This is a genomic window from Nonomuraea cavernae, from assembly GCF_014646355.1.
Classification (GTDB): domain Bacteria; phylum Actinomycetota; class Actinomycetes; order Streptosporangiales; family Streptosporangiaceae; genus Nonomuraea; species Nonomuraea cavernae.
The window spans coordinates 180829-200452 of sequence record NZ_BMNH01000003.1 but is presented as its reverse complement, the minus strand read 5'-3'; the positions used below and the strand labels follow the sequence as shown (position 1 = coordinate 200452).

Below are 19624 nucleotides of genomic sequence, written 5' to 3'. Positions count from 1 at the left end.
GATGTCGTCACCGATCTGATAACCACACAGACCGATAGATCCGAGAACATACTTGACAGTGAGTCAGGAATGTTTGGTAGATGCAACGGTACGCACTGGAGGTCACGGACCAGCCACGTTCCGGATTACTCTCAGTATGCGTCCGTGATGATGTTGTTGAGCTGCTCGCCGGCGAGATGGCGCAGCAGCTGCGAGCGGACCAGCCGGAGCACCCGCCGGTCGGAGGCGGGGGTGCTGCCCGCGACGTGCGGGGTGATCAGCACGCCAGGAGCGGTCCACAGCGGGTGGCCCTCGGGCAGCGGCTCGGGCGCGGTCACGTCGAGCGCGGCGCGCAGCCTGCCGGTCTTGAGCTCGGCGAGCAGCGCGTCGGTGTCGACCACCCCGCCTCTCGCGGCGTTGACCAGCACGGCGCCGTCCTTCATCCGGGCCAGGAAGGCGGCGTCGACCATGCCGGCCGTGGCCGGAGTGGCGGGCACCAGCAGCACCACCACGTCGGCGGCGGGCAGCAGCGCGGGCAGCGCCTGCATGGGATGGACCCCGTCACGGGCACCGCGGGCCACCCGGACGACCTCGACCTCGAAGCCGTCGAGGCGGCGTTCGAGCGCGGCGCCGATGGAGCCGTAGCCGACGATCAGCACGGTCGAGTCGGCCAGCACACCGGTGTGGTGGTAGGTCCACTCGCCCCTGCGCTGCGCGTCGACGAACCCGGGGAACTCCCGCAGCACCGCGATCATCGCGCCGACCGCCCACTCCGCGGTGCCCGCATCGTGCACCCCGCGCGCGTTGCACAGCACCGCGCCCTCCGGCATATGCGGCCGGTACGGCTCCACGCCGGCCGTGACGGTCTGCAGGAGGCGTAGCGAGGTCATCCTGGCCAGGGTCCCCGGCACGTCGGGCACCGTGACGAGCGGCGGGATCCAGACCTCGACCCGCTCAATGCCGTCCGGAGCCCGGCCGCCGGAGTAGACGTCACACTGCACGCCAGGCAGATCGGACAGGACGTCGGCGACCGCGTCGGAAGGGACCCAGATCTTCATGCCCAGAACCTTACGGCGACCGGGTAAGTATGGAACACATGAGAGTCCTTATGGCTTTGCTCCTCGCGCTGGCCCTGACGGCCTGTTCGAACGCGAGCGGGGTGACACCGACGGCCGCCGTGTCGCCCGCCACGCCGCCGGGCGACCCGAAGACCGTGGCGAGCGATCTGGCGGTGCCGTGGGCCATCGAGTTTCTGCCGGGCGGGGACGCGTTGGTGACCGAGCGCGACTCGGCCCGGCTGCTCCGGGTGAGCCCGGCGGGTCAGGTGACCGAGCTGGGCACGATCGAGGGGGTCACCCCCGACGGCGAGGGCGGCCTGATGGGCGTGGCGGCCCGGGACGACCAGGTGTTCGTCTACTACACGGCCGCCGAGGACAACCGGATCGTCCGCTACCGCCTCGGCGACACCGGGGTGAGCGACCCCCGGGTGATCGTCAAGGGCATCCCCAAGGGCGGCATCCACAACGGCGGCCGGCTGGAGTTCGGCCCCGACGGCCACCTGTACGCGAGCACCGGCGAGATCGGCGACCGTGACCTGGCCCAGCGGCGCGACTCGCTCGGCGGCAAGATCCTGAGGATGACCACCGACGGCGCGCCCGCCCCCGGCAACCCCTTCGGCACGCTCGTCTACAGCCTCGGCCACCGCAACGTGCAGGGCATGGCCTGGGACACCGCCGGCCGGATGTACGCCTCGGAGTTCGGCGCCAGCACCTACGACGAGATCAACCAGATCAAGCCGGGCGCCAACTACGGCTGGCCGCGGGTCGAGGGCCGGGGCGACGACCCCCAGTTCACCGACCCGATCGTCACCTGGCCCACCTCCGACGCCTCGCCGTCGGGCCTGTCGTACGCCGAGGGATCGCTCTGGATGGGCGCGCTGCGCGGCGAGCGCCTGTGGCAGATCCCGCTCGGCCAGGACGGCGCGCCGGGCACGCCGGTCGCCCACTTCACCGACCGGTACGGCAGGCTGCGCGCGGTGGCGGCCTCGCCCGACGGCACGCTCTGGGTGTCGACCAGCAACAAGGACGGCAGGGGCACGGTCCGCGACGGAGACGACCGGATCCTGTCGGTCACGCCGCGCCGCCCGTGACCGGGCGCAGTTCGCGCCGCGGCCTATGAGCACGGGCCGGTTCGCGCCGCGCCGCCCCTGACCGGGGGTCAGTTCGTGCCGGTGGAGACCGTGCAGGTGACCTGGGCCTGGGGCCGATACTTCGTGGTCAGCTTGCGGTCCCGCCTGACCTCCTCGCCGCCCTTGTAGAAGACGCGGGTGACGTCGATCGTGAAGCCCTGCTGACCGGTCACGGGCAGGCAGCCGGGGGCGCTGCTGGTCTCGCGGCGGAACGGGGTGAAGGCCCGCTTCGGCGACTCCAGCGCCTGGATCCTGTCGTAGCGCTTCGTGCCCCAGAGCGTGACCGTGACCGAGGTCCCGGTGGTGGTCGCCTTGATCAGCACCCCGTGGTCGGAGTCGTTGCGCCACTTCAGGTCGAGATCGGGGTAGAGCAGGGCGACGTCGCGCCCGGCGGGGTAGCGGGCCGCGTAGTAGTCCATCGGGACGTGCTCGACGTCGTCGAAGCCGGCGAAGAAGACCGCGTTGTACATCGTGGTCGCGAACTGCGAGACGCCGCCGCCGACGATGTTGACCATCCGGCCGCCGACGATCTGCCCGGCCTCGACGTACCCCTTCTCACGGGTGCGCTCGCCCACCGCCGCGTTCAGCGAGAAGGTCTCGCCTGGCTTCACCAGGCGACCATCGAGCTGGGCGGCCATCCGCTGGATGTTGATGGCGCGGGGCTGGCAGCAGTCGAACGTGGTGGTGAACTCACCCACGTTGGCCGTGATGCCGAGATCCTTGACCTCGGAGGTGGCGACCTCGGGGCGGACGGTGTCGAGCTTGACCGGGATGACCCGGGGACCGTCGCCGGTGATCACCCTGGCCACGTCCCGGGCGAGCTGCCGGTCGTCCACTCCCCTGCCCGCACGCGCGGGGACCAGCTCCGGCTTGCCGTTCACGATCTCGTACGTGGCGTCGCGCGGCGCCTGGCTCTCGTCGATCAGGCTGCTCTCGACGCCGGCGAGCGCCGCCTTGGCGTCGAACTGCGGGGCCAGGCCGCCCTTGCCGTCGGAGACGTAGGTCAGGTGGGCGGCGATGGCCGACGGCGAAAGCTCGGCCCGCTTGCCGTCGATGGCCAGCGTGAGCGGGGCGGCGATGGCCTGGAGGGCCTCCGCCTTGGCCGCGGTGACGTCGGCGACCGTGGTCTGGGGCTTGGCCGGCCTGATCGTGAGCGCGGCGGAGCCACGCGCGTGGAGGAACGCGTCGGTGATGACGCGCACGGCGTCCTCGCGGTCGAGCAGCGCGCCGTCCTGCGGCTCGGCGGCCACCGGCCGCAGCTCCCTGAACGCGACGCGGCCCTCGCGCGGAGCCTTGTCGTACGCCTCGGCCAGCCCTTCCACGGTCCTGGTGAGCTGGGAGGCGTCGACCGTGACCTTCGGTTCGAGCTCGGTCGTGCCGGTCAGCCCCCGCCATACCTCGACGGGGCTGGGAAAGCCGCTGGGCGCCTGGTTGATGGTGCCGACCACGTCGAGTTCGAGCCCGGCCTCGTCCGGCTGGATGGTCTCCCGCTTGCCGGCGATGTCGACGGCGACCGGCTTGCTCAGCCTGGCGGCCAGCTCGGCGCGGAGTTTGTCGGCCGCCTGGGTCATGGTGAGGCCGCCGATGTCGACGCCGCCGACGCGGGTGCCGCGCAGCACCGAGCCCGACATCATCACCGCGGGCACCAGGTACGCCAGCACGGCCGCCATGACGACGAGCACGAGGATGGCGGGCAGCAGCCGGCCGCGTCGGGGCGGGTCGGGGTCGAGCAGGGCGGGCGGCCGGTCCTGCTGCCCCGGCAGGCCGAAGACGGGGGCGGGCGGGATGGGCGGATCGACCTTGCCCTCGTTCACCGGCCAGGGTTGGGCGGGGGTGGCGACGGGTGGCAGGGATCCGCCGTCCTGGCCTTTCGCGGTGGCCTGCGGGGCGTCCTGGACGCCGCCGAAGATGTCGCGGGAGACGCCGGGCGGCAGACCTTCGATGCGTGGCTTTCTGCTGGTGGCCGACGTGGGTAACGGCACCGAGGCGAACGGGTCCGTCGGTGATTCGATCGGTCCGGCGTTACGCACGCCTCAATCTCCTCCCGCTCCGCAGCCACATCCTCAGGAAACAGTAAGGCACGCGCATCCTGATATGTCACGGGAAATGACTACGGAAGTGTGTCAACCTATCCACCGGTAGCGATGTTCCGGGCGACCGGCCGTGCCGTACCTCGGACGCAGCTCGGCCCGGCCCGCCGCGCACAGGTGCTCCAGGTAACGGCGGGCGCTGACCCTCGACAGACCGGCGAGCACGGCCGTCTCGGCGGCCGACAGGTCGCCGCCCGCGTCGCGTAACGTGCCCGCCACCAGCGCGCACGTCGCGGGCGACAGCCCTTTGGGCAGCGCGGCGGCCGAACCGGGGGTGCCGAAGAGGCGGTCCACGTCGTCCTGGCGGGCCTCGGGACCGAGGGCGGTGAGCCGCCTGCGCGTGCCGGCATAGTGGCGGAGCCGCTCGGCCAGCGCCGCCGACGTGAACGGTTTGATCAGGTAGTTGACCGCGCCGCCGCGCATCGCCTCTCTGACCGTGGGGACGTCGCGGGCCGCGCTGACCACGAGGACGTCCACGTCGTGCAGCGACTTGAGCACCTCCAAGCCGGACATGTCGGGCAGGTAGATGTCGAGCAGCAGGAGGTCGGGCCGGTGCTCGGCCACGGCGGCGAGCGCGCCGGCCCCGCTGTGCGCGGTCGCGACCACCTCGAAGCCGGGCACCCGGGCGACGTAGCCGCCGTGGATGCGCGCCACCATGAAGTCGTCGTCCACGACGACCACACGCACGTCACTCATCTATCCCCCACGAAGTCGACCGGGAGCGCCGGAGGCAGCAGCGCCGTGAAGACCGCGCCGTCCGCGTTGCGCGCCTTCACCCAGCCGCCCCTGCGCAGGCACGCCTGCCGGGTCAGCGCCAGGCCGAGGCCGCGCGGCCCCGAACGGGCCGCCTTGGTGGTGAAGCCCTCCCTGAACACCTCGCCGACCAGCTCGGGCGCGATGCCGGGCCCCGAGTCGCACACGCGTACGCGCAGGCCGCCGGCGTCGGCCAGCAGGGACACCTCGATCGTGCCCGGCGCGCCGTCGAGCGCGTCGATCGCGTTGGCTACCAGGTTGCCGACCACCAGCACCGCGTCCTGCGGATCGCCGATCGCGCCCTCCGGCACCGACGTGTCCTCGGCCAGCACCAGCCGGGCGCCGCGCTCGGCCGCCTCGGCCGACTTGGCCACCAGCAACGCCGCCAGCGTCGGATCCTGGACCCGCTCGCACAGGTCGGTGGCGTACGCGCCACGGGTGAGCCGGGTGATGAAGCCGATGGCCTCCTCGTGCTCGCCCAGCTCCAGCAGGCCGACGACCGTGTGCATCCGGTTGGCGAACTCATGGGCCTGGGCGCGCAGCGCCTCGGTCGCGCTGCTGCTGTCGTTGAGCTCGCGGGACAGCCGGACCAGCTCGGTACGGTCGCGAAGGGTGACCACCCAGCCCCGGTGCTGGCCGCGTACGGAGACGGGAGTGCGGTTGAGCACCAGCACCCGGTCGCCGTGCAGCACCACCCGGTCCTCCCCCGGGTCGTCGCCGGCCAGCACGTCGCGCAGCCGGTCGGAGACCGGCATCCGCGTCAGGTCCTCGCCCACGTCGCCGAGCAGCTCGCGGGCCGCGTCGTTGACCAGCGTCACCCGGCCCGCGAGGTCGAGCGCGAGCACGCCCTCCTTGACGCCGTGCAGCACGCCCTCGCGCTGCTCCAGCAGCGCGGCGATCTCGCTCGGCTCCAGCCCGAAGGTCTGCCGCCGGACCCGGGCAGTGATCAGCGCGGCGGCGGCGAGGCCGCAGACCAGGACGGCCAGCGCGGTCCAGAGCAGAGGGGGCAGCGCGGCGGCCAGCCGGCCGCTGACCGTGGTCCGCAGCACGCCGACCGAGACCAGGCCGATGACGTCGCCGTACTCGTCGAAGATGGGCGCCTTGCCGCGGACCGTGGTGCCGATCGTGCCCGTCTCGGTGCCGACCCAGCTCCTGCCGGTCGTGAGCACGCTGGTGCCATCGGTGGACAGGCGCTCGCCGATCAGCGCGGCGTTGGGGTGGGCGTAGCGGGTCTGCTCGCGGTTGGCGATCACCACGTAGTCGGCCCCGGTGGACTCCTGCACGCTCAGCGCGAGCGGCTGCAGCACCTTCTCCGGGTCGCGCAGGTCGAAGGCGTCACGCACCTGCGGGAGCGCCGCCACCGACTGGGCGATCGCCAGCGCGCGCTGCTCGTACAGCGAGTCCAGCTGGTCGCGGGTGTGGTCGGCCCACACGCTCGCGGTGCCCCCGACGGCCAGCAGCACGATCACCATCTGGAGCACGAACAGCTGGGTCCCGAGAGAGGCGCCTCGTACCCGTCTCACGAGGCTCATGCAAACAGCCGGAGGTCACGGCCCGGTCGCGACCAGAACGACCTAAACGACTCCTATCGCGGAAACCTCGACGCCACCCCGAGCACACTTCACGATCCGAATTCCATAACGGTGAAATCCCCCCTTGGAGTGATCATGCGTCTGCGCATACTCGCCGCCCTCGCGGCGATCTCCGTCGCCGCGCTGAGCGGCTGCGGCGAGACAGGCGGCAGCGGCGCCAACGCCGGCGCGCTGCGCATCATGGCCCCCGCCGCGCCGGGCGGCGGCTGGGACCAGACCTCCCGTACGGCCGAGCAGGCGCTCAAGTCCGCCGACCCGGGCCGCAAGGTCGAGGTCTACAACGTGCCCGGGGCGGGCGGCACGATCGGCCTGGCCCAGCTGGCGGGCGAGAAGGGCAACGGCAGCCTGCTGATGACCATGGGCCTGGTCATGGTGGGCGCGATCGAGCAGAACAAGTCCACGGTCACCCTGGCCGAGACGACGCCGATCGCCAAGCTGACCGAGGAGTACGAGATCATCGTGGTCCCGGCCGAATCCCCGCTCAAGCAGCTGTCCGACCTGGTCGCGGCCTGGAAGGCGGACCCGGCGAAGGTCTCGGTGGCGGGCGGCTCGGCCGGCGGCACCGACCACATCGTGGCCGGGCTGATGGCCAAGGCCGCGGGCGTGGACCCCAAGCAGGTCAACTACATCGCCCACTCGGGCGGCGGCGAGGCGCTCAACGCGCTGCTCGGCAACAAGGTCACCCTCGGCATCTCGGGCGTCGGCGAGTTCGCCGAGCACGTCAAGTCCGGCAAGCTGCGCGCTCTCGGCGTGACCTCGGGCGAGCGGCTGCCCGACCTCGACGCGCCCACCCTCAAGGAGGGCGGCCTGGACGTGGAGCTGGCCAACTGGCGCGGCTTCGTCGCCCCCGGCGGGCTCAGCGACGCCGACAGGCACGCGCTCACCGACCTGGTGACCAAGATGCACGACTCGCAGGCCTGGAAGGACGCCGTGGCCAAGAACGGCTGGATCGACTCGTTCCAGACCGGGCAGCAGTTCGCCGACTACCTGGCCGCCGAGCAGACCCGGGTCAAGGGCATCATCGCCGAGATGGGGCTCGTCTCCTGATGTCCGAGTCCGGCAACCCCACGACCGGGCCCGCTGAGAAGCGGGCCCGGTGGTGGCGGCCCGAACTGGGGCTGGCCCTCGTGGTGCTCGCCCTCGGCGGGTTCGTCATAGCGGGGACCCTGGAGGTGTCGGCGGCGGCCTCGCGGCTCGGCGTCGGGCCGCGCTTCTTCCCCATGCTGGTCGGCGGCGCGATGATCCTCGTCGGCCTGTGTTACGTGGCCGACGTGCTGCGCGGCGGGCGCGGCGATCCCGAGGAGAGCGAGGACGTCGATCTCGACGCCCCGGCCGACTGGCGGAGCGTCGGCCTGGTCAGCGGGGTCTTCCTGGGTTTCACCGCGGTGCTCGACGCGCTCGGCTGGATCATCGCCGCGAGTCTGCTGTTCTTCGGGCTGTCGGTGGCGCTCGGGGCCGAGCACCGGCTGCGCGCGGCGGGGGTCGGGGTGCTGCTGGGGATCAGCACGTACCTGCTGTTCGTCAAGGGGCTGGGCGTCACGCTGCCCGGCGGCGTGCTGCGAGGGGTGATCTAGGTGGAGTCGTTCGAGCTCCTGCTCGGCGGGTTCGCCGAGGCGCTGACGCCGGTCAACCTGCTGTACGCGCTGATCGGCGTCACGCTCGGCACCCTCGTCGGCGTGCTGCCCGGCATCGGCCCCGCCATGACCGTGGCCCTGCTGCTGCCCATCACCTTCACCGTGCCGCCGGCCAGCGCGTTCATCATGTTCGCCGGCATCTACTACGGCGGCATGTACGGCGGCTCCACCACGTCGATCCTGCTCAACACGCCCGGCGAGTCGTCCTCCATGATCACCGCGTTGGAGGGCAACAAGATGGCCAGGCGCGGCCGGGCGGCGCAGGCGCTGGCCACGGCCGCCATCGGCTCGTTCGTCGCGGGCACCATCGCGACCGCGCTGCTGGTCGTGGCCGCGCCCGCGGTGGTGAGCTTCGCCATCGCGTTCGGCCCCGAGGACTACTTCGCGCTGGCGGTGCTGGCGTTCACCGCCGTGTCGTCGGTGCTGTCCCGCTCGGTCGTACGCGGCCTGGCCTCGCTGGTGCTGGGCCTGGCCATCGGGCTGATCGGCATCGACCAGCAGACGGGGCAGGCCCGGCTCACCCTCGGCATCCCCCAACTGCTCGACGGCATCGACGTGGTGATCGTCGCGGTCGGGCTGTTCGCGATGGGCGAGGCGATGTACGTGGCCTCGCGGCTGCGCCACGCGGTCCCCGAGGTGGTGCCCGTCGGACGGGCCTGGATGGGCCGCTCCGACTGGCGCCGGTCGTGGCGGCCGTGGCTGCGCGGCACCGCCCTCGGCTTCCCCTTCGGCGCGCTGCCCGGCGGCGGCGCCGAGATCCCCACCTTCCTGTCGTACGCGGCCGAGAAGCGGCTGGCGCGCGGCGTCGCCCGCGAGGAGTACGGCAAGGGCGCGATCGAGGGCGTCGCCGGGCCGGAGGCCGCCAACAACGCCTCGGCCGCCGGGACCCTGGTGCCGCTGCTCACGCTGGGGCTCCCCACCTCGGCGACGGCCGCGATCCTGCTCGCCGCCTTCCAGCAGTACGGCCTGCAGCCCGGTCCGCAGCTGTTCGACCACAACCCGGCCCTGGTGTGGGGCATGATCGCGTCGCTGTTCGTCGGCAACACGATGCTGCTGGTGCTCAACCTGCCCCTGGCCCCGCTGTGGGCCCGGGTGCTGCGGATCCCACGCCCTTACCTGTACGCCGGGATCGTGCTGTTCGCCGCGCTCGGGGTCTATGCCCTGAACGCGACCGTGGTGGACCTGGTGGTGCTGTACCTGCTCGGGCTGCTGGGGTTCGCGATGCGCCGGTTCGGGCTGCCCATCGCCCCGGCGGTGATCGGCATGATCCTGGGGCCGATGGCCGAGATCCAGCTGCGCCGGGCCCTGGCCATCGGGGCGGGGGACGTGGGCGTACTGGTGCGGAGCCCGGTGGCCGTGGTGCTGCTGGCGCTGTCGCTCCTCGCGCTGCTGACGCCGGTCTTCAGGAGGCTGCTGGCCCGGCGCGCCCCGGCGGCCGTCGCCCACGTGCCCCGGGAGGAGGACTAGCTTCCTGCCGGGGCCGTACGGACCGGCCGCCTCAGACCGCCGCCACCTTCTCGCCGGCGGGAACGCCCCGTGCGGAGCTCACGACCGCGCGGGGCGCGATCGCCACCCCCACCAGCGTGATGACGAGCGCGGTCGCGAAGACCGCCCAGTAGCCGGAGCCGGCCGCGGTGAACAGCGCGGCCGTGACCGCGACGGCCACCACCGAGAACACCGCCTCCCCCACCTGCAGCGCGGAGCTGTTCACGCCCTCCTCGCCGGGAGCGGACAGTTCGAGGGTGAGGACCGACAGCGTCGGATACACCAGCCCCATCCCGAAGCCCGTCACGATCCACGCCGGGTAGGCCAGGGCGACGGGCACGACGGCGAACGCCAGGCCGCCCATGAGCAGGATGCCCAGCGCGATGGTGGCCGAGCCGAGCCAGAGGTTCGTCCTCCGGCTCCACACCTCGCGCCCCTGCAGCCAGGACGCGAACGACCAGCTGACGCCGCCTCCGGTGAGCGCCAGGCCGGCCACCAGCGGCGACAGCCCCCGGTGCTCGATGAGCATGAGCGGGACCATCACCTCGGCGGCGAAGAACGCACCGGCGGTCAGCCCGCGCAGCCCGACGACTGCGGGCAGGCCCCTGACCGCCCGCAGCGTGCCCTTCGGAAGCAGCCTGGGCAGGGCCACCGCCAGCATGGCGAACCCGGCGATCAGGAGGACGAACCGCCCGCCGCTGCCGTACTGCATGAGGGCCGCGCCGGCGGCGGTGACCGCTCCCCACGCGACCTTGGCCATCAGCCCCGGAGCGGGCGCGCTCCGGCCGCCCTTGACGGGCCGTCCGGCCAGGCCGCGCAGCAGCATCAGCACCGCGATCAGGGTCAGGATCGGCACCAGCAGGAACACCCAGCGCCACCCGAGGGTGTGCAGCACCACGCCCACGATCGCCGGCCCCACCATCGACGGCACCACCCAGGCCGTCGCGAACAGGGAGAACACCCTCGGATGCAGCTCCTCGGGATAGACCCGGGCCACCACCACGTACAACGCCACATTGACCAGTGCCCCGCCGAACCCCTGCACCAGCCGTCCGGCGATCAGCATCTCCATGCTGGTCGCCAGCCCGGCCAGGAGCAGGCCACCGGAGAAGCCCGCCACTCCCGTCCACAGGGGGGCGCTCGGGCCGCGCAGGTCCGCCCACCGGCCGCCCAGCACGGTCCCCACCACCCCGGCGGCCATCGCGCCGCTGAACGCCAGCCCGTAGAGCTCCATCCCGCCGAGCTCCGCCGCCACGACCGGCATCGCGACCGCCACCGCCATGTACTCCAAGGCCACCAGTGACACCAAGGCCACCAGTCCCGCCGTCAACGCCTTCCGATTCATGCAACCGACGCTAGGGACCGGCCGCACCCCGGCGCCTCCCGCCATGGTCCTAAGCCCAGCTCAGAAGATCGTCCTAGGACCTCACGACGGCGATGCCCCCGACCCGGCGGGCACCGCCGCCGGTCCGGGCCACCTCGCGGCGAGCGCCGGCGGGCACGCGCAGGGGCCCCGCCACGGAAGTGACAGGGCCCCCAGCGCGACCTCCGTGGCTAATCGGAGACGCCCAGCTTCTCCAGGATCAGCTCGCGGGCCCGGGCGGCGTCGGCCTTGCCGCGGCTGGCCTTCATCACGCCGCCGACCAGTGCGCCCGCCGCGGCGACCTTGCCGGAGCGCACCTTGTCGGCGGCGTCGGCGTTGCCCGCGATGACCTGGTCGACGATCGCGGACAGCTCGCCCTCGTCGTTGACGATCTTGAGCCCGCGCTTCTCGACCACCTCGTCCGGGGCGCCCTCTCCGGCGAGCACGCCTTCGAGCACCTCGCGGGCCAGCTTGTCGTTGAGCGCCCCCGAGGCCACCAGCTCGGTGACCCGGGCGATCTGCGCCGGCGTGATCGGCAGCTCGGCGAGCGCCGAGCCGGACTCGTTGGCGCGGCGGGCCAGCTCGCCCATCCACCACTTGCGCGCGTCGGCGGCCGGCGCGCCCGCCGCGACCGTGGCCTCGACCAGGTCGATCGCGTCGGCGTTGTGCATCGCCTCCATGTCGAGCTCGGACAGGCCCCACTCGGCCCGCAGCCGCTTGCGCTTGACCGACGGCAGCTCGGGCAGAGCCGCCTTCAGCTCGGCCACCCAGGCGCGATCGGGCGCGATCGGCACCAGGTCGGGCTCGGGGAAGTAGCGGTAGTCCTGCGCCTCCTCCTTGGACCTGCCGGACGTGGTGCTGCCGGTGTCCTCGTGGAAGTGCCTCGTCTCCTGCACGATCCGGCCGCCGCCGGCCAGAACCGCGGCCTGCCGCTCGATCTCGCTGCGGACCGCCCGCTCGACGCTGCGCAGCGAGTTGACGTTCTTCGTCTCGGTGCGGGTGCCCCACTCGGACGAGCCGCGCGGCATCAGCGAGACGTTGACGTCGCAGCGCAGTGACCCCTCCTCCATGCGCACGTCGGAGACGCCCAGCGAGCGCATGATCTCGCGCAGCTCGGTGACGTACGCCTTGGCCACCTCGGGCGCCAGCCGGTCGGTGCCGGGGATCGGCTTGGTGACGATCTCCACCAGCGGGATGCCGGCGCGGTTGTAGTCGACGATCGAGTAGTCGGCGCCGTGGATGCGGCCGGTCGCGCCGCCCACGTGCGTGGACTTGCCGGTGTCCTCCTCCAGGTGGACCCGCTCGATCTCGATCCGGACGGGCTTGCCGTCGACCTCGATGTCGAGGTAGCCGTCGAAGCACAGCGGCTCGTCGTACTGCGAGATCTGGTAGTTCTTCGGCATGTCCGGATAGAAGTAGTTCTTCCGGGCGAAGCGGCACCACTCGGCGATGGAGCAGTTGAGCGCCAGGCCGATGCGGATCGTCGACTCGATCGCGACGGCGTTGGCCGTCGGCAGCGAGCCGGGCAGCGCCAGGCACGTCGGGCAGACCTGGGTGTTGGGCGGCGCGCCGAACGTCGTCTTGCAGCCGCAGAACATCTTGGACTCGGTGCCCAGCTCGACGTGCGTCTCCAGGCCGAGCACCGGCTCGTACCGATCAAGCGCTTCGTCGTACGGCATGGCCGTCTCGACATTCATGTTGAGGTCCTTAGTTCAGATCGTCGCATTCGAAAATATCGCCGCCCGCGCGAAGGCCGGCGCGTCCGGAAGGCTCGGCCTCCCGCTCGCGTCGGCCCCGCCGTTCCTTCCTCACCCAGAGCGCCTCGCCTAGAGCGCCGGGGCCTTGGACAGCAGGCCACCGCCCCAGCGGCTCTCCAGGGCCTTCTCGACGGCGGCGCCGACCCGGTAGCAGCGGTCGTCGCCCAGGACCGGGGCCATGATCTGCAGGCCGACCGGCAGGCCGTCCTCGTCGGCCAGGCCGCAGGGCACCGAGATGGCGGCGTTGCCGGCCAGGTTGGACGGGATCGTGCAGAGGTCGGCGAGGTACATCGCGATCGGGTCGTCGGCCCGCTCGCCGATCGGGAACGCCGTGGTCGGCGTCGTCGGCGACACCAACGCGTCGACCTGGTGGAAGGCGGCCTCGAACTCACGGGAGATGACCGTGCGCACCTTCTGGGCCTGGCCGTAGTAGGCGTCGTAGTAGCCGCTGGACAGGGCGTAGGTGCCGAGCATGATGCGCCGCTTGACCTCGGGACCGAACCCGGCCGCCCTGGTCAGCGCCATGACCTCCTCGGCGCTGCGGGTGCCGTCGTCGCCGACGCGCAGGCCGTAGCGCATGGCGTCGAAGCGCGCCAGGTTGGAGGAGCACTCCGACGGCGCGATCAGGTAGTAGGCGGGCAGCGCGGTCGCGAACGACGGGCAGGACACCTCGACGACCTTGGCGCCCAGCGACTCGAGCAGCTGCACGACCTCGTGGAAGCGGGCCAGCACGCCCGGCTGGTAGCCCTCGCCGGCGAACTCCTTGACCACGCCGATCCGCATGCCCGCGACGTCGGCCGTGCGGGCCGCCTCGACCACCGAGGGCACCGGCGCGTCGATCGAGGTGGAGTCGAGCGGGTCGTGCCCGGAGAAGGCCTCCTGCAGCAGCGCCGCGTCGAGCACGTTGCGGGCGAACGGCCCGGGCGTGTCGAGCGAGCTGGCGAACGCGATCAGGCCGTAGCGGGACGAGCCGCCGTAGGTCGGCTTCATGCCCACGATGCCGGTGACCGAGGCGGGCTGCCGGATCGAGCCGCCCGTGTCGGTGCCGGTGGACAGCGGCGCCTCGTACGCGGCGACGGCGGCGCTCGAACCGCCCGAGGAGCCGCCGGGCACCCGGGTCAGGTCCCACGGGTTGCGGGTCACGCCGTAGGCGGAGTTTTCGGTGGACGAGCCCATCGCGAACTCGTCGAGGTTGGTCTTGCCGAGGATGACCAGCCCGGCCTCGCGCAGGCGGCCCGTGACGGTGGCGTCGTAGGGCGGCCGCCAGCCTTCGAGGATCTTGGACGCGGCCGTGGTCGGCATGTCGCGGGTGGCGAAGATGTCCTTGTGCGCGACCGGCACGCCGGCCAGCGGGCCGAGCCGCTCGCCCGACCTCAGCCGGTCGTCGACGACCCTGGCCTGGGCGAGCGTGGTCTCGCGGTCGACGTGCAGGAACGCGTTGATCTTGGGCTCGGCCTCGGCCATGCGGTCGAGGTGGGCCTCGGCGACCTCGACGGACGACACCTCGCCGGCGGCGATCAGCGCGCCCAACTCGGCGGCGGTCTTGTGAATCAAGCTCATGCCTCCTCCCCCAGGATGCGCGGCACCCGGAAGCGATCGTCCTCGACGGCCGGAGCGCCGGACAGCGCCTGCTCGGGCGTCAGGGACGGTCGCACCTCGTCGGCGCGGAAGACATTGGTCAGCGGAAGCGCGTGCGACGAAGGCGGCACGTCCTCGGCGGCGACCTCGGCGACCTTCGCGACCGACTCGATGATGGCACCGAGTTGCGTGGCGTAGTGGTCAAGCTCGTCGTCGGTGAGCGCCAGCCTGGACAACCGGGCCAGGTGTGCGACCTCGTCGCGGGTTATGGCGGACATGAGTCGTTGAACCCGTTTTCGTGAATGGAGTTGGGACACTGTCATCCTAGGGGGCTCCCCGGAGCGCCTCCGAACCCTTTAACCACCTGGAAACACCTGCCGTGCCCACCGGTGATGGTCGTCCGGCCCGCTCCGCGGTCACCCGTAGAGCTCGTCGAGCCCGACGCCCCGCCCGTCCTTCTCCTACCGGGCGCGTCGCCGAATCGAAAAGGGCGCCCGCATGCTCGGTGAGCGCGGATGGAGGAGTGTCCTTCGACGAAGCGCGCTCCTCCATCTTCGCTAGGCCGTCTGGGTGACCTCGGGGCGGTAGCCCAGCTCGATCTGCGGCGTCGTCTCGAAGCGCTCGCGCAGCCACGAGGTGGCCTCGGCGGGCGGCATCGGCCGGCCGAACAGCCAGCCCTGGCCCACGTCGCAGCCCATCTCGGCGAGCCGGATGGCGGCCTCGTCGGACTCGACGCCCTCGGCGACCGAGCGCAGGCCGAGCGAGCGGACCAGGTCGACGATGGAACGGACGATCCGGTCGTCGTCCTCGGACTCGGTGATGCGGCGGACGAACGACGAGTCGATCTTCACCTCGGAGACGGCCAGCCGCTGGAGCCTGATCAGCGAGGAGTAGCCGGTGCCGAAGTCGTCGAGGGCGAGAGGCACGCCGAGCGCGGCCAGCGCCTTGATCGTCTCGTGGGTGTAGGCCTGGTCGCCCATCAGGATGCGCTCGGTGACCTCCAGCTGGATGGCCATCGGCGGCAGCCTGAACTTGGCCAGGCCCACCTCCAGCTGCTCGGGCAGCTTCGAGTCGAGCAGGTCACGGGCCGAGATGTTGACCGAGATCTGCACCCGCAGCCCCGTGTGCCACCAGCGGGCGGCCTGCTCCAGCGCCATCTCGATCACGTAGGCGGTGATCTGGCGCATCAGGTAGGACTGCTCGGCCAGCGGGATGAACTCCGACGGCGCGATCGGGCCCCGGACCGGGTGGCACCAGCGCAGCAGCCCCTCGACCCCGTGGACCACACCGCTGGTCAGGCCCACCTTGGGCTGGTAGTGCAGCTGGAGGTCGCCGCCGTCGACGGCGCGGCGCAGGTCACCGAGAAGGTTGAGCCGCTCGGGTGAGTTGCGGTCCTTGTCCTGCTGGTAGAGCTCCACCCCGGTGCGGCTCTCCTTGGCGAGGTACATGGCCACGTCGGCGCGTTGCAGCAGCAACTCGAAGTCGGGGGCGTGGTCGGGGTAGAGCGCGATGCCGACCGAGCCGTCGAGATCGAAGGTCATGCCCTCCAGGCGCACCGGCTCGGTCAGCGCAGCGCGCAGCCTCGCCGCCACCTCGCGGGCCGCGTGGGCGTCTCTGATCGAGGGCAGGAGCACCGCGAACTCGTCGCCGCCCAGCCGGGCCACGACGTCGCCCGGCCGTACGGAATGGGTGAGCCGGTGGGCCACCATCTGCAGCAGCCGGTCACCGACCGGATGGCCCATCGTGTCGTTGACCTCCTTGAACCGGTCGAGGTCGAGCAGGAACAGCCCGACGCGCTCGTCATGGCGGGCCTCGGCCAGCGCCTCCTCGGTGCTCACGATGAGCATCTTGCGGTTGGGCAGGCCGGTCAGCTCGTCGTGCAGCGCCTGATGGTCGCGGCGCATGGACAGCGTCGCCGTGAAGTAGACGGCGGCCAGCGGCGCCACGAACAGCGGCACCAGCTCCGGAGAGTCGCTCATCACCACCACGACCAGCGGCGCCAGGCCGAGCAGCGCGGCGTAGACCAGGCTCTGCGGCCCGGCGGTGGACCTGAGCACCCGGGTGATCGAGCGGCGTTCGTGCAGCGCGACGGCCCCGCTCACCAGCGACGCGCGGACGGCGAAGTAGGCGACACCGGCCAGCGCCATCGCCGGCAGGTCGGCCCCGGTGGGCACCCAGGGCTGGACGGGGCTCGGCGCGATGCCGAACAGCCCCAGCACGACCGCGGCGGCGGTCAGCGCGAGCGTCGACTGGGCGACGTTGAACATCACCCGGTGCCACGACTTGCGGGTGAGAACGCCGTTCATCGCGACGGCCACCGCCTGCATCAGCACCGCCACCGGCAGGCCGAAGTGCAGGAGCACGGCGAAGGTGAACAACGCCGAAGGGTAGGTGCCGCCCACGAGCGCCGCGGAGGACACCATGACGGGCCTGAGCTCGCCCAGAGCGACCAGGACGGCGAGCACCCAGAACAAGGGGGCACGCGCGAGGTCCATCAGGCTGGCCGGATCCAGTCTCAGCATGGCCACGACCAGGGCGGTGAAGCCGATCACCGTAATGCCCGCGAGGAACGCCCACAGGGGCGTGCCGACGCGTGGTCCTGTGTCGCGGGTGTCGGTTGGGTCAGTCATCGGTAACAGAACCCCCATTGGGTCACTATGGGAGGGTACGACCTTCAGCCCACTTCGCGAAACCAAGCGCGTACGTTCCGTCACTTCTCCTTTCGGACATATGCCCAGAAACAACCCTCTGTAGACAGCATATCGACGCTCTGTACGTGGACGGGTGACTTTCCTCGCATTCGCTGCGAAGCGCCCCAAGACCCCGCACAGCACGGGCGACCCGGCCGAACGGGACGACGGACAACGGGCGACAACGGCGGCGATGACCGTGGCGGCGACCGTGGCGGCGACCGGTGCGGCGACCGGCAACCGCCCCCGGAACCGGGATCGAGCGCGCAACCGACACCAGACCGGACGGGCGGAAGCAGGACCGGAGCCCGGCTCAGGTTTCGGGCGGGGCGGCCGCTTGCGAGGCGGCCTCGGGCCCCTCGTTGAGGAGCACCTCGAACCCGGCCTCGTCGAGGATCGGCACTCCCAGGGTCACGGCCTTGTCGTACTTGGAGCCGGCGTTCTCTCCCGCCACCACGAACGAGGTCTTCTTCGAGACCGAGGAGGCGACCTTGCCGCCCCGGCCGGTCAGCGCCTCGGCCGCCTGGTCGCGGGTGTAGCCGGACAGCGTGCCCGTCACCACGAACGTGAGGCCCTCAAGGGTCTGGGGCCCCTTGGCCGGGGCGGGCTCGTCCTCCATCCGCACGCCGGCCGCCCGCCAGCGGGCGATGATCTCGCGGTGCCAGTCGACCGCGAACCACTCGCGGATCGTCGCCGCCACCCGGGGCCCGATGCCCTCGACGGCCGCCAGCTCCTCCTCGGAGGCGTCCATGATCGTGTCGATCGAGCGCATGGCGTCGGCCAGGGCGCGGGCCGTCGGCGGGCCGATGTGCCGGATGGACAGGGCCACCAGGACGCGCCAGAGCGGCACCTCCCTGGCCTCGCGCAGCTCCTGCATGAGGCCGAGGGCGTTCTGCGAGGGCTGGCCGTTGAGGTTGGAGAAGAAGGAGACGACCTTCTGCTCGCCCGTCTTCGGGTCGATCTTGGGCAGGCCGGTGTCCATGTCGCGGACCACCGACCTGATCGGGATGAGCTGGTCGAGGGTCAGGTCGAACAGGTCGGCCTCGGTGCGCACGACGGGCTCCTGCGGCGGGAGCGGCTGGGTGAGCGCGGTGGCCGCGACGTAGCCGAGGCCGGCGATGTCGAGCGCGTAGCGCCCGGCCGCGAAGTAGAGACGCTCGCGGATCTGCGCCGGGCAGCCGCGGGCGTTGGGGCAGCGCAGGTCGGCGTCGCCCTCCTTCTCGTAGGCCAGCTCCGTGCCGCACTCGGGACAGTGGGTCGGCATGACGAACTCGCGCTCGGAGCCGTCGCGCAGCGGCGTGACGGGCCCGACGATCTCCGGGATGACGTCGCCCGCCTTGCGCAGCACGACCGTGTCGCCGATCAGCACGCCCTTCTTGACCACGACGGCGGCGTTGTGCAGGGTGGCCCGCTCGACCGTCGAGCCGGCGACGGACACGGCCTCCAGCACCGCGTACGGCGTGACCCGGCCGGTGCGGCCGACGCCCACCTGGATGTCGAGCAGCTTGGTGTTGACCTCTTCGGGCGGATATTTGTAGGCGATCGCCCAGCGCGGAGCCCGCGAGGTGGAGCCGAGCTCGCGCTGCGTGCGGAAGTCGTCGACCTTGACCACCACGCCGTCGATCTCGTAGGGCGGATCGTGGCGGTGCACCCGGTAGTGCTCGATGAAGTCCTTGACCTCGGTGAGGTCGCCGACCACCCGGTAGAGGTCGCTGACCGGCAGACCGAACTCGCGCAGCCGCTCGTAGACCTCCGACTGCGCGCGTGGCTCGGTCGCGCCCTCCCAGACGCCGACGCCGTGCACGATCATGCGCAGCGGACGCTGAGCGGTGATGCGCGGATCCTTCTGCCGCAGGGTGCCGGCGGCGGAGTTGCGCGGGTTGGCGAAGGGCGCCTTGCCCTGCTCGACCAGCTGCTCGTTGAGCTTCTTGAAGTCCTCGACCGGGATGTAGACCTCGCCGCGCACCTCGACCAGGCTCGGGATGTCGTCACCGCGCAACCGGTGGGGCACGCCCTTGATGGTGCGGACGTTGGGCGTCACGTCGTCACCCGTGCGGCCGTCGCCCCTGGTCGCGGCGCGCTCCAGCCGGCCGTCGCGATAGACGATCGCGATCGCCAGGCCGTCGATCTTGAGCTCGACCAGGTAGGGGCCGGGATCGCCCTCGGCGAGCCGCTCGGCCCGGACCTGCCAGCCGGCCATGTCGGCCTCGTTGAACGCGTTGTCGAGGCTCTCCATCCGGGCCAGATGGTCGACCTTGGCGAACTCGCCCGCGACCGGCGCCCCCACCTTCTGCGTCGGCGAGTCGGGCGTCTGGAGCGACGGATGCGCCTCCTCCAGCGCCAGCAACTCGTGGAACCAGGCGTCGAACTGCGCGTCGCTGACCGTCGGCTGGTCGAGCACGTAGTAGCGCCAGCGAGCGTCCTCGACCAGCTCGCTCAACTCGGCATGCCGCTTCAGCGCGGTCACCGGGACGCCCTCGACGCTTGGCTCGCTCACCCGGGGTCTCCTTCCTTC

At 71.7% G+C, this 19624-nt stretch carries 14 protein-coding genes; 4 read left to right on the top strand and 10 right to left on the bottom strand.

Annotated features, from left to right (window positions below; translation table 11 throughout):
• Window positions 1-131 precede the first annotated feature (131 nt).
• On the bottom strand, window positions 132-1037 hold the full coding sequence (locus IEY82_RS07745; RefSeq protein WP_189123320.1) for a 2-hydroxyacid dehydrogenase: 906 nt from the start codon (window positions 1035-1037) through the stop codon (window positions 132-134).
• Window positions 1038-1087: 50 nt separating this feature from the next.
• Here IEY82_RS07745 and IEY82_RS07740 point away from each other — a divergent pair, with 50 nt between their 5' ends.
• The gene (locus tag IEY82_RS07740) at window positions 1088-2128 is read left to right on the top strand and encodes a PQQ-dependent sugar dehydrogenase (RefSeq protein ID WP_308015933.1); all 1041 of its coding nucleotides are present in this window, start codon (window positions 1088-1090) and stop codon (window positions 2126-2128) included.
• 68 nt (window positions 2129-2196) lie between these two features.
• On the opposite strand, the gene IEY82_RS07735 is transcribed toward IEY82_RS07740, so the two are convergent.
• From IEY82_RS07735 to IEY82_RS07725, 3 genes are all read right to left on the bottom strand, one after another.
• A complete protein-coding gene (locus tag IEY82_RS07735) occupies window positions 2197-4197 on the bottom strand; it encodes a VanW family protein (protein ID WP_189123318.1) in 2001 nt (666 codons plus the stop codon).
• A 93-nt stretch (window positions 4198-4290) separates the two neighbouring features.
• A complete protein-coding gene (locus IEY82_RS07730) occupies window positions 4291-4953 on the bottom strand; it encodes a response regulator (RefSeq protein WP_189123317.1) in 663 nt (220 codons plus the stop codon).
• Window positions 4950-6542, bottom strand: coding sequence for an ATP-binding protein (locus IEY82_RS07725; protein ID WP_189123316.1), 1593 nt, complete (start codon window positions 6540-6542; stop codon window positions 4950-4952). Before IEY82_RS07725 ends, IEY82_RS07730 begins: the two co-directional genes overlap by 4 nt.
• Window positions 6543-6677: 135 nt before the next feature.
• Between IEY82_RS07725 and IEY82_RS07720 the strand changes: the two genes are divergently transcribed.
• The 3 genes from IEY82_RS07720 to IEY82_RS07710 are packed head-to-tail and all read left to right on the top strand — an operon-like array spanning window position 6678 to window position 9703.
• Entirely contained in the window at window positions 6678-7649 is a 972-nt protein-coding gene (locus tag IEY82_RS07720) for a tripartite tricarboxylate transporter substrate binding protein (protein ID WP_189123315.1), read from the top strand.
• Window positions 7649-8176 (top strand): tripartite tricarboxylate transporter TctB family protein, encoded by a 528-nt coding sequence (locus IEY82_RS07715; protein ID WP_189123314.1) that lies wholly within the window; start codon window positions 7649-7651, stop codon window positions 8174-8176. The genes IEY82_RS07720 and IEY82_RS07715 overlap by 1 nt, the downstream gene beginning before the upstream one ends.
• Window positions 8177-9703, top strand: a complete 1527-nt coding sequence (locus IEY82_RS07710; protein ID WP_189123313.1) for a tripartite tricarboxylate transporter permease — start codon at window positions 8177-8179, stop codon at window positions 9701-9703.
• A 31-nt stretch (window positions 9704-9734) separates the two neighbouring features.
• Here the strand turns inward: IEY82_RS07710 and IEY82_RS07705 are convergent, their stop codons facing one another.
• The 6 genes from IEY82_RS07705 to ligA form a co-directional block, all read right to left on the bottom strand.
• Window positions 9735-11066 (bottom strand): MFS transporter, encoded by a 1332-nt coding sequence (locus IEY82_RS07705; RefSeq protein ID WP_225262380.1) that lies wholly within the window; start codon window positions 11064-11066, stop codon window positions 9735-9737.
• 209 nt (window positions 11067-11275) lie between these two features.
• Entirely contained in the window at window positions 11276-12781 is a 1506-nt protein-coding gene (gatB, locus tag IEY82_RS07700; RefSeq protein WP_189123312.1) for an Asp-tRNA(Asn)/Glu-tRNA(Gln) amidotransferase subunit GatB, read from the bottom strand.
• A gap of 129 nt (window positions 12782-12910) precedes the next feature.
• Entirely contained in the window at window positions 12911-14401 is a 1491-nt protein-coding gene (gene gatA, locus IEY82_RS07695) for an Asp-tRNA(Asn)/Glu-tRNA(Gln) amidotransferase subunit GatA (protein WP_189123311.1), read from the bottom strand.
• Window positions 14398-14697: an Asp-tRNA(Asn)/Glu-tRNA(Gln) amidotransferase subunit GatC gene (gatC, locus tag IEY82_RS07690; protein WP_189123310.1), complete on the bottom strand. Its 300-nt coding sequence runs from the start codon at window positions 14695-14697 to the stop codon at window positions 14398-14400. The genes gatA and gatC overlap by 4 nt, the downstream gene beginning before the upstream one ends.
• Window positions 14698-14976: 279 nt before the next feature.
• The gene (locus IEY82_RS07685; protein ID WP_189123309.1) at window positions 14977-17049 is read right to left on the bottom strand and encodes a putative bifunctional diguanylate cyclase/phosphodiesterase; all 2073 of its coding nucleotides are present in this window, start codon (window positions 17047-17049) and stop codon (window positions 14977-14979) included.
• 373 nt (window positions 17050-17422) lie between these two features.
• Window positions 17423-19606, bottom strand: a complete 2184-nt coding sequence (ligA, locus tag IEY82_RS07680) for an NAD-dependent DNA ligase LigA (protein ID WP_189123308.1) — start codon at window positions 19604-19606, stop codon at window positions 17423-17425.
• Between the last annotated feature and the right edge of the window lie 18 nt (window positions 19607-19624).

Excerpts from the sequence above, each read along its gene's own strand:
- IEY82_RS07745 (WP_189123320.1), bottom strand. The coding sequence starts at position 1,037 with ATGAAGATCTGGGTCCCTTCCGACGCGGTCGCCGACGTCCTGTCCGAT.
- IEY82_RS07740 (WP_308015933.1), top strand. The coding sequence starts at position 1,088 with ATGGCTTTGCTCCTCGCGCTGGCCCTGACGGCCTGTTCGAACGCGAGC.
- IEY82_RS07730 (WP_189123317.1), bottom strand. The coding sequence starts at position 4,953 with ATGAGTGACGTGCGTGTGGTCGTCGTGGACGACGACTTCATGGTGGCG.
- IEY82_RS07725 (WP_189123316.1), bottom strand. The coding sequence starts at position 6,542 with ATGAGCCTCGTGAGACGGGTACGAGGCGCCTCTCTCGGGACCCAGCTG.
- IEY82_RS07720 (WP_189123315.1), top strand. The coding sequence starts at position 6,678 with ATGCGTCTGCGCATACTCGCCGCCCTCGCGGCGATCTCCGTCGCCGCG.
- IEY82_RS07715 (WP_189123314.1), top strand. The coding sequence starts at position 7,649 with ATGTCCGAGTCCGGCAACCCCACGACCGGGCCCGCTGAGAAGCGGGCC.
- IEY82_RS07705 (WP_225262380.1), bottom strand. The coding sequence starts at position 11,066 with ATGAATCGGAAGGCGTTGACGGCGGGACTGGTGGCCTTGGTGTCACTG.
- gatB (WP_189123312.1), bottom strand. The coding sequence starts at position 12,781 with ATGAATGTCGAGACGGCCATGCCGTACGACGAAGCGCTTGATCGGTAC.
- gatA (WP_189123311.1), bottom strand. The coding sequence starts at position 14,401 with ATGAGCTTGATTCACAAGACCGCCGCCGAGTTGGGCGCGCTGATCGCC.
- gatC (WP_189123310.1), bottom strand. The coding sequence starts at position 14,697 with ATGTCCGCCATAACCCGCGACGAGGTCGCACACCTGGCCCGGTTGTCC.
- IEY82_RS07685 (WP_189123309.1), bottom strand. The coding sequence starts at position 17,049 with ATGACTGACCCAACCGACACCCGCGACACAGGACCACGCGTCGGCACG.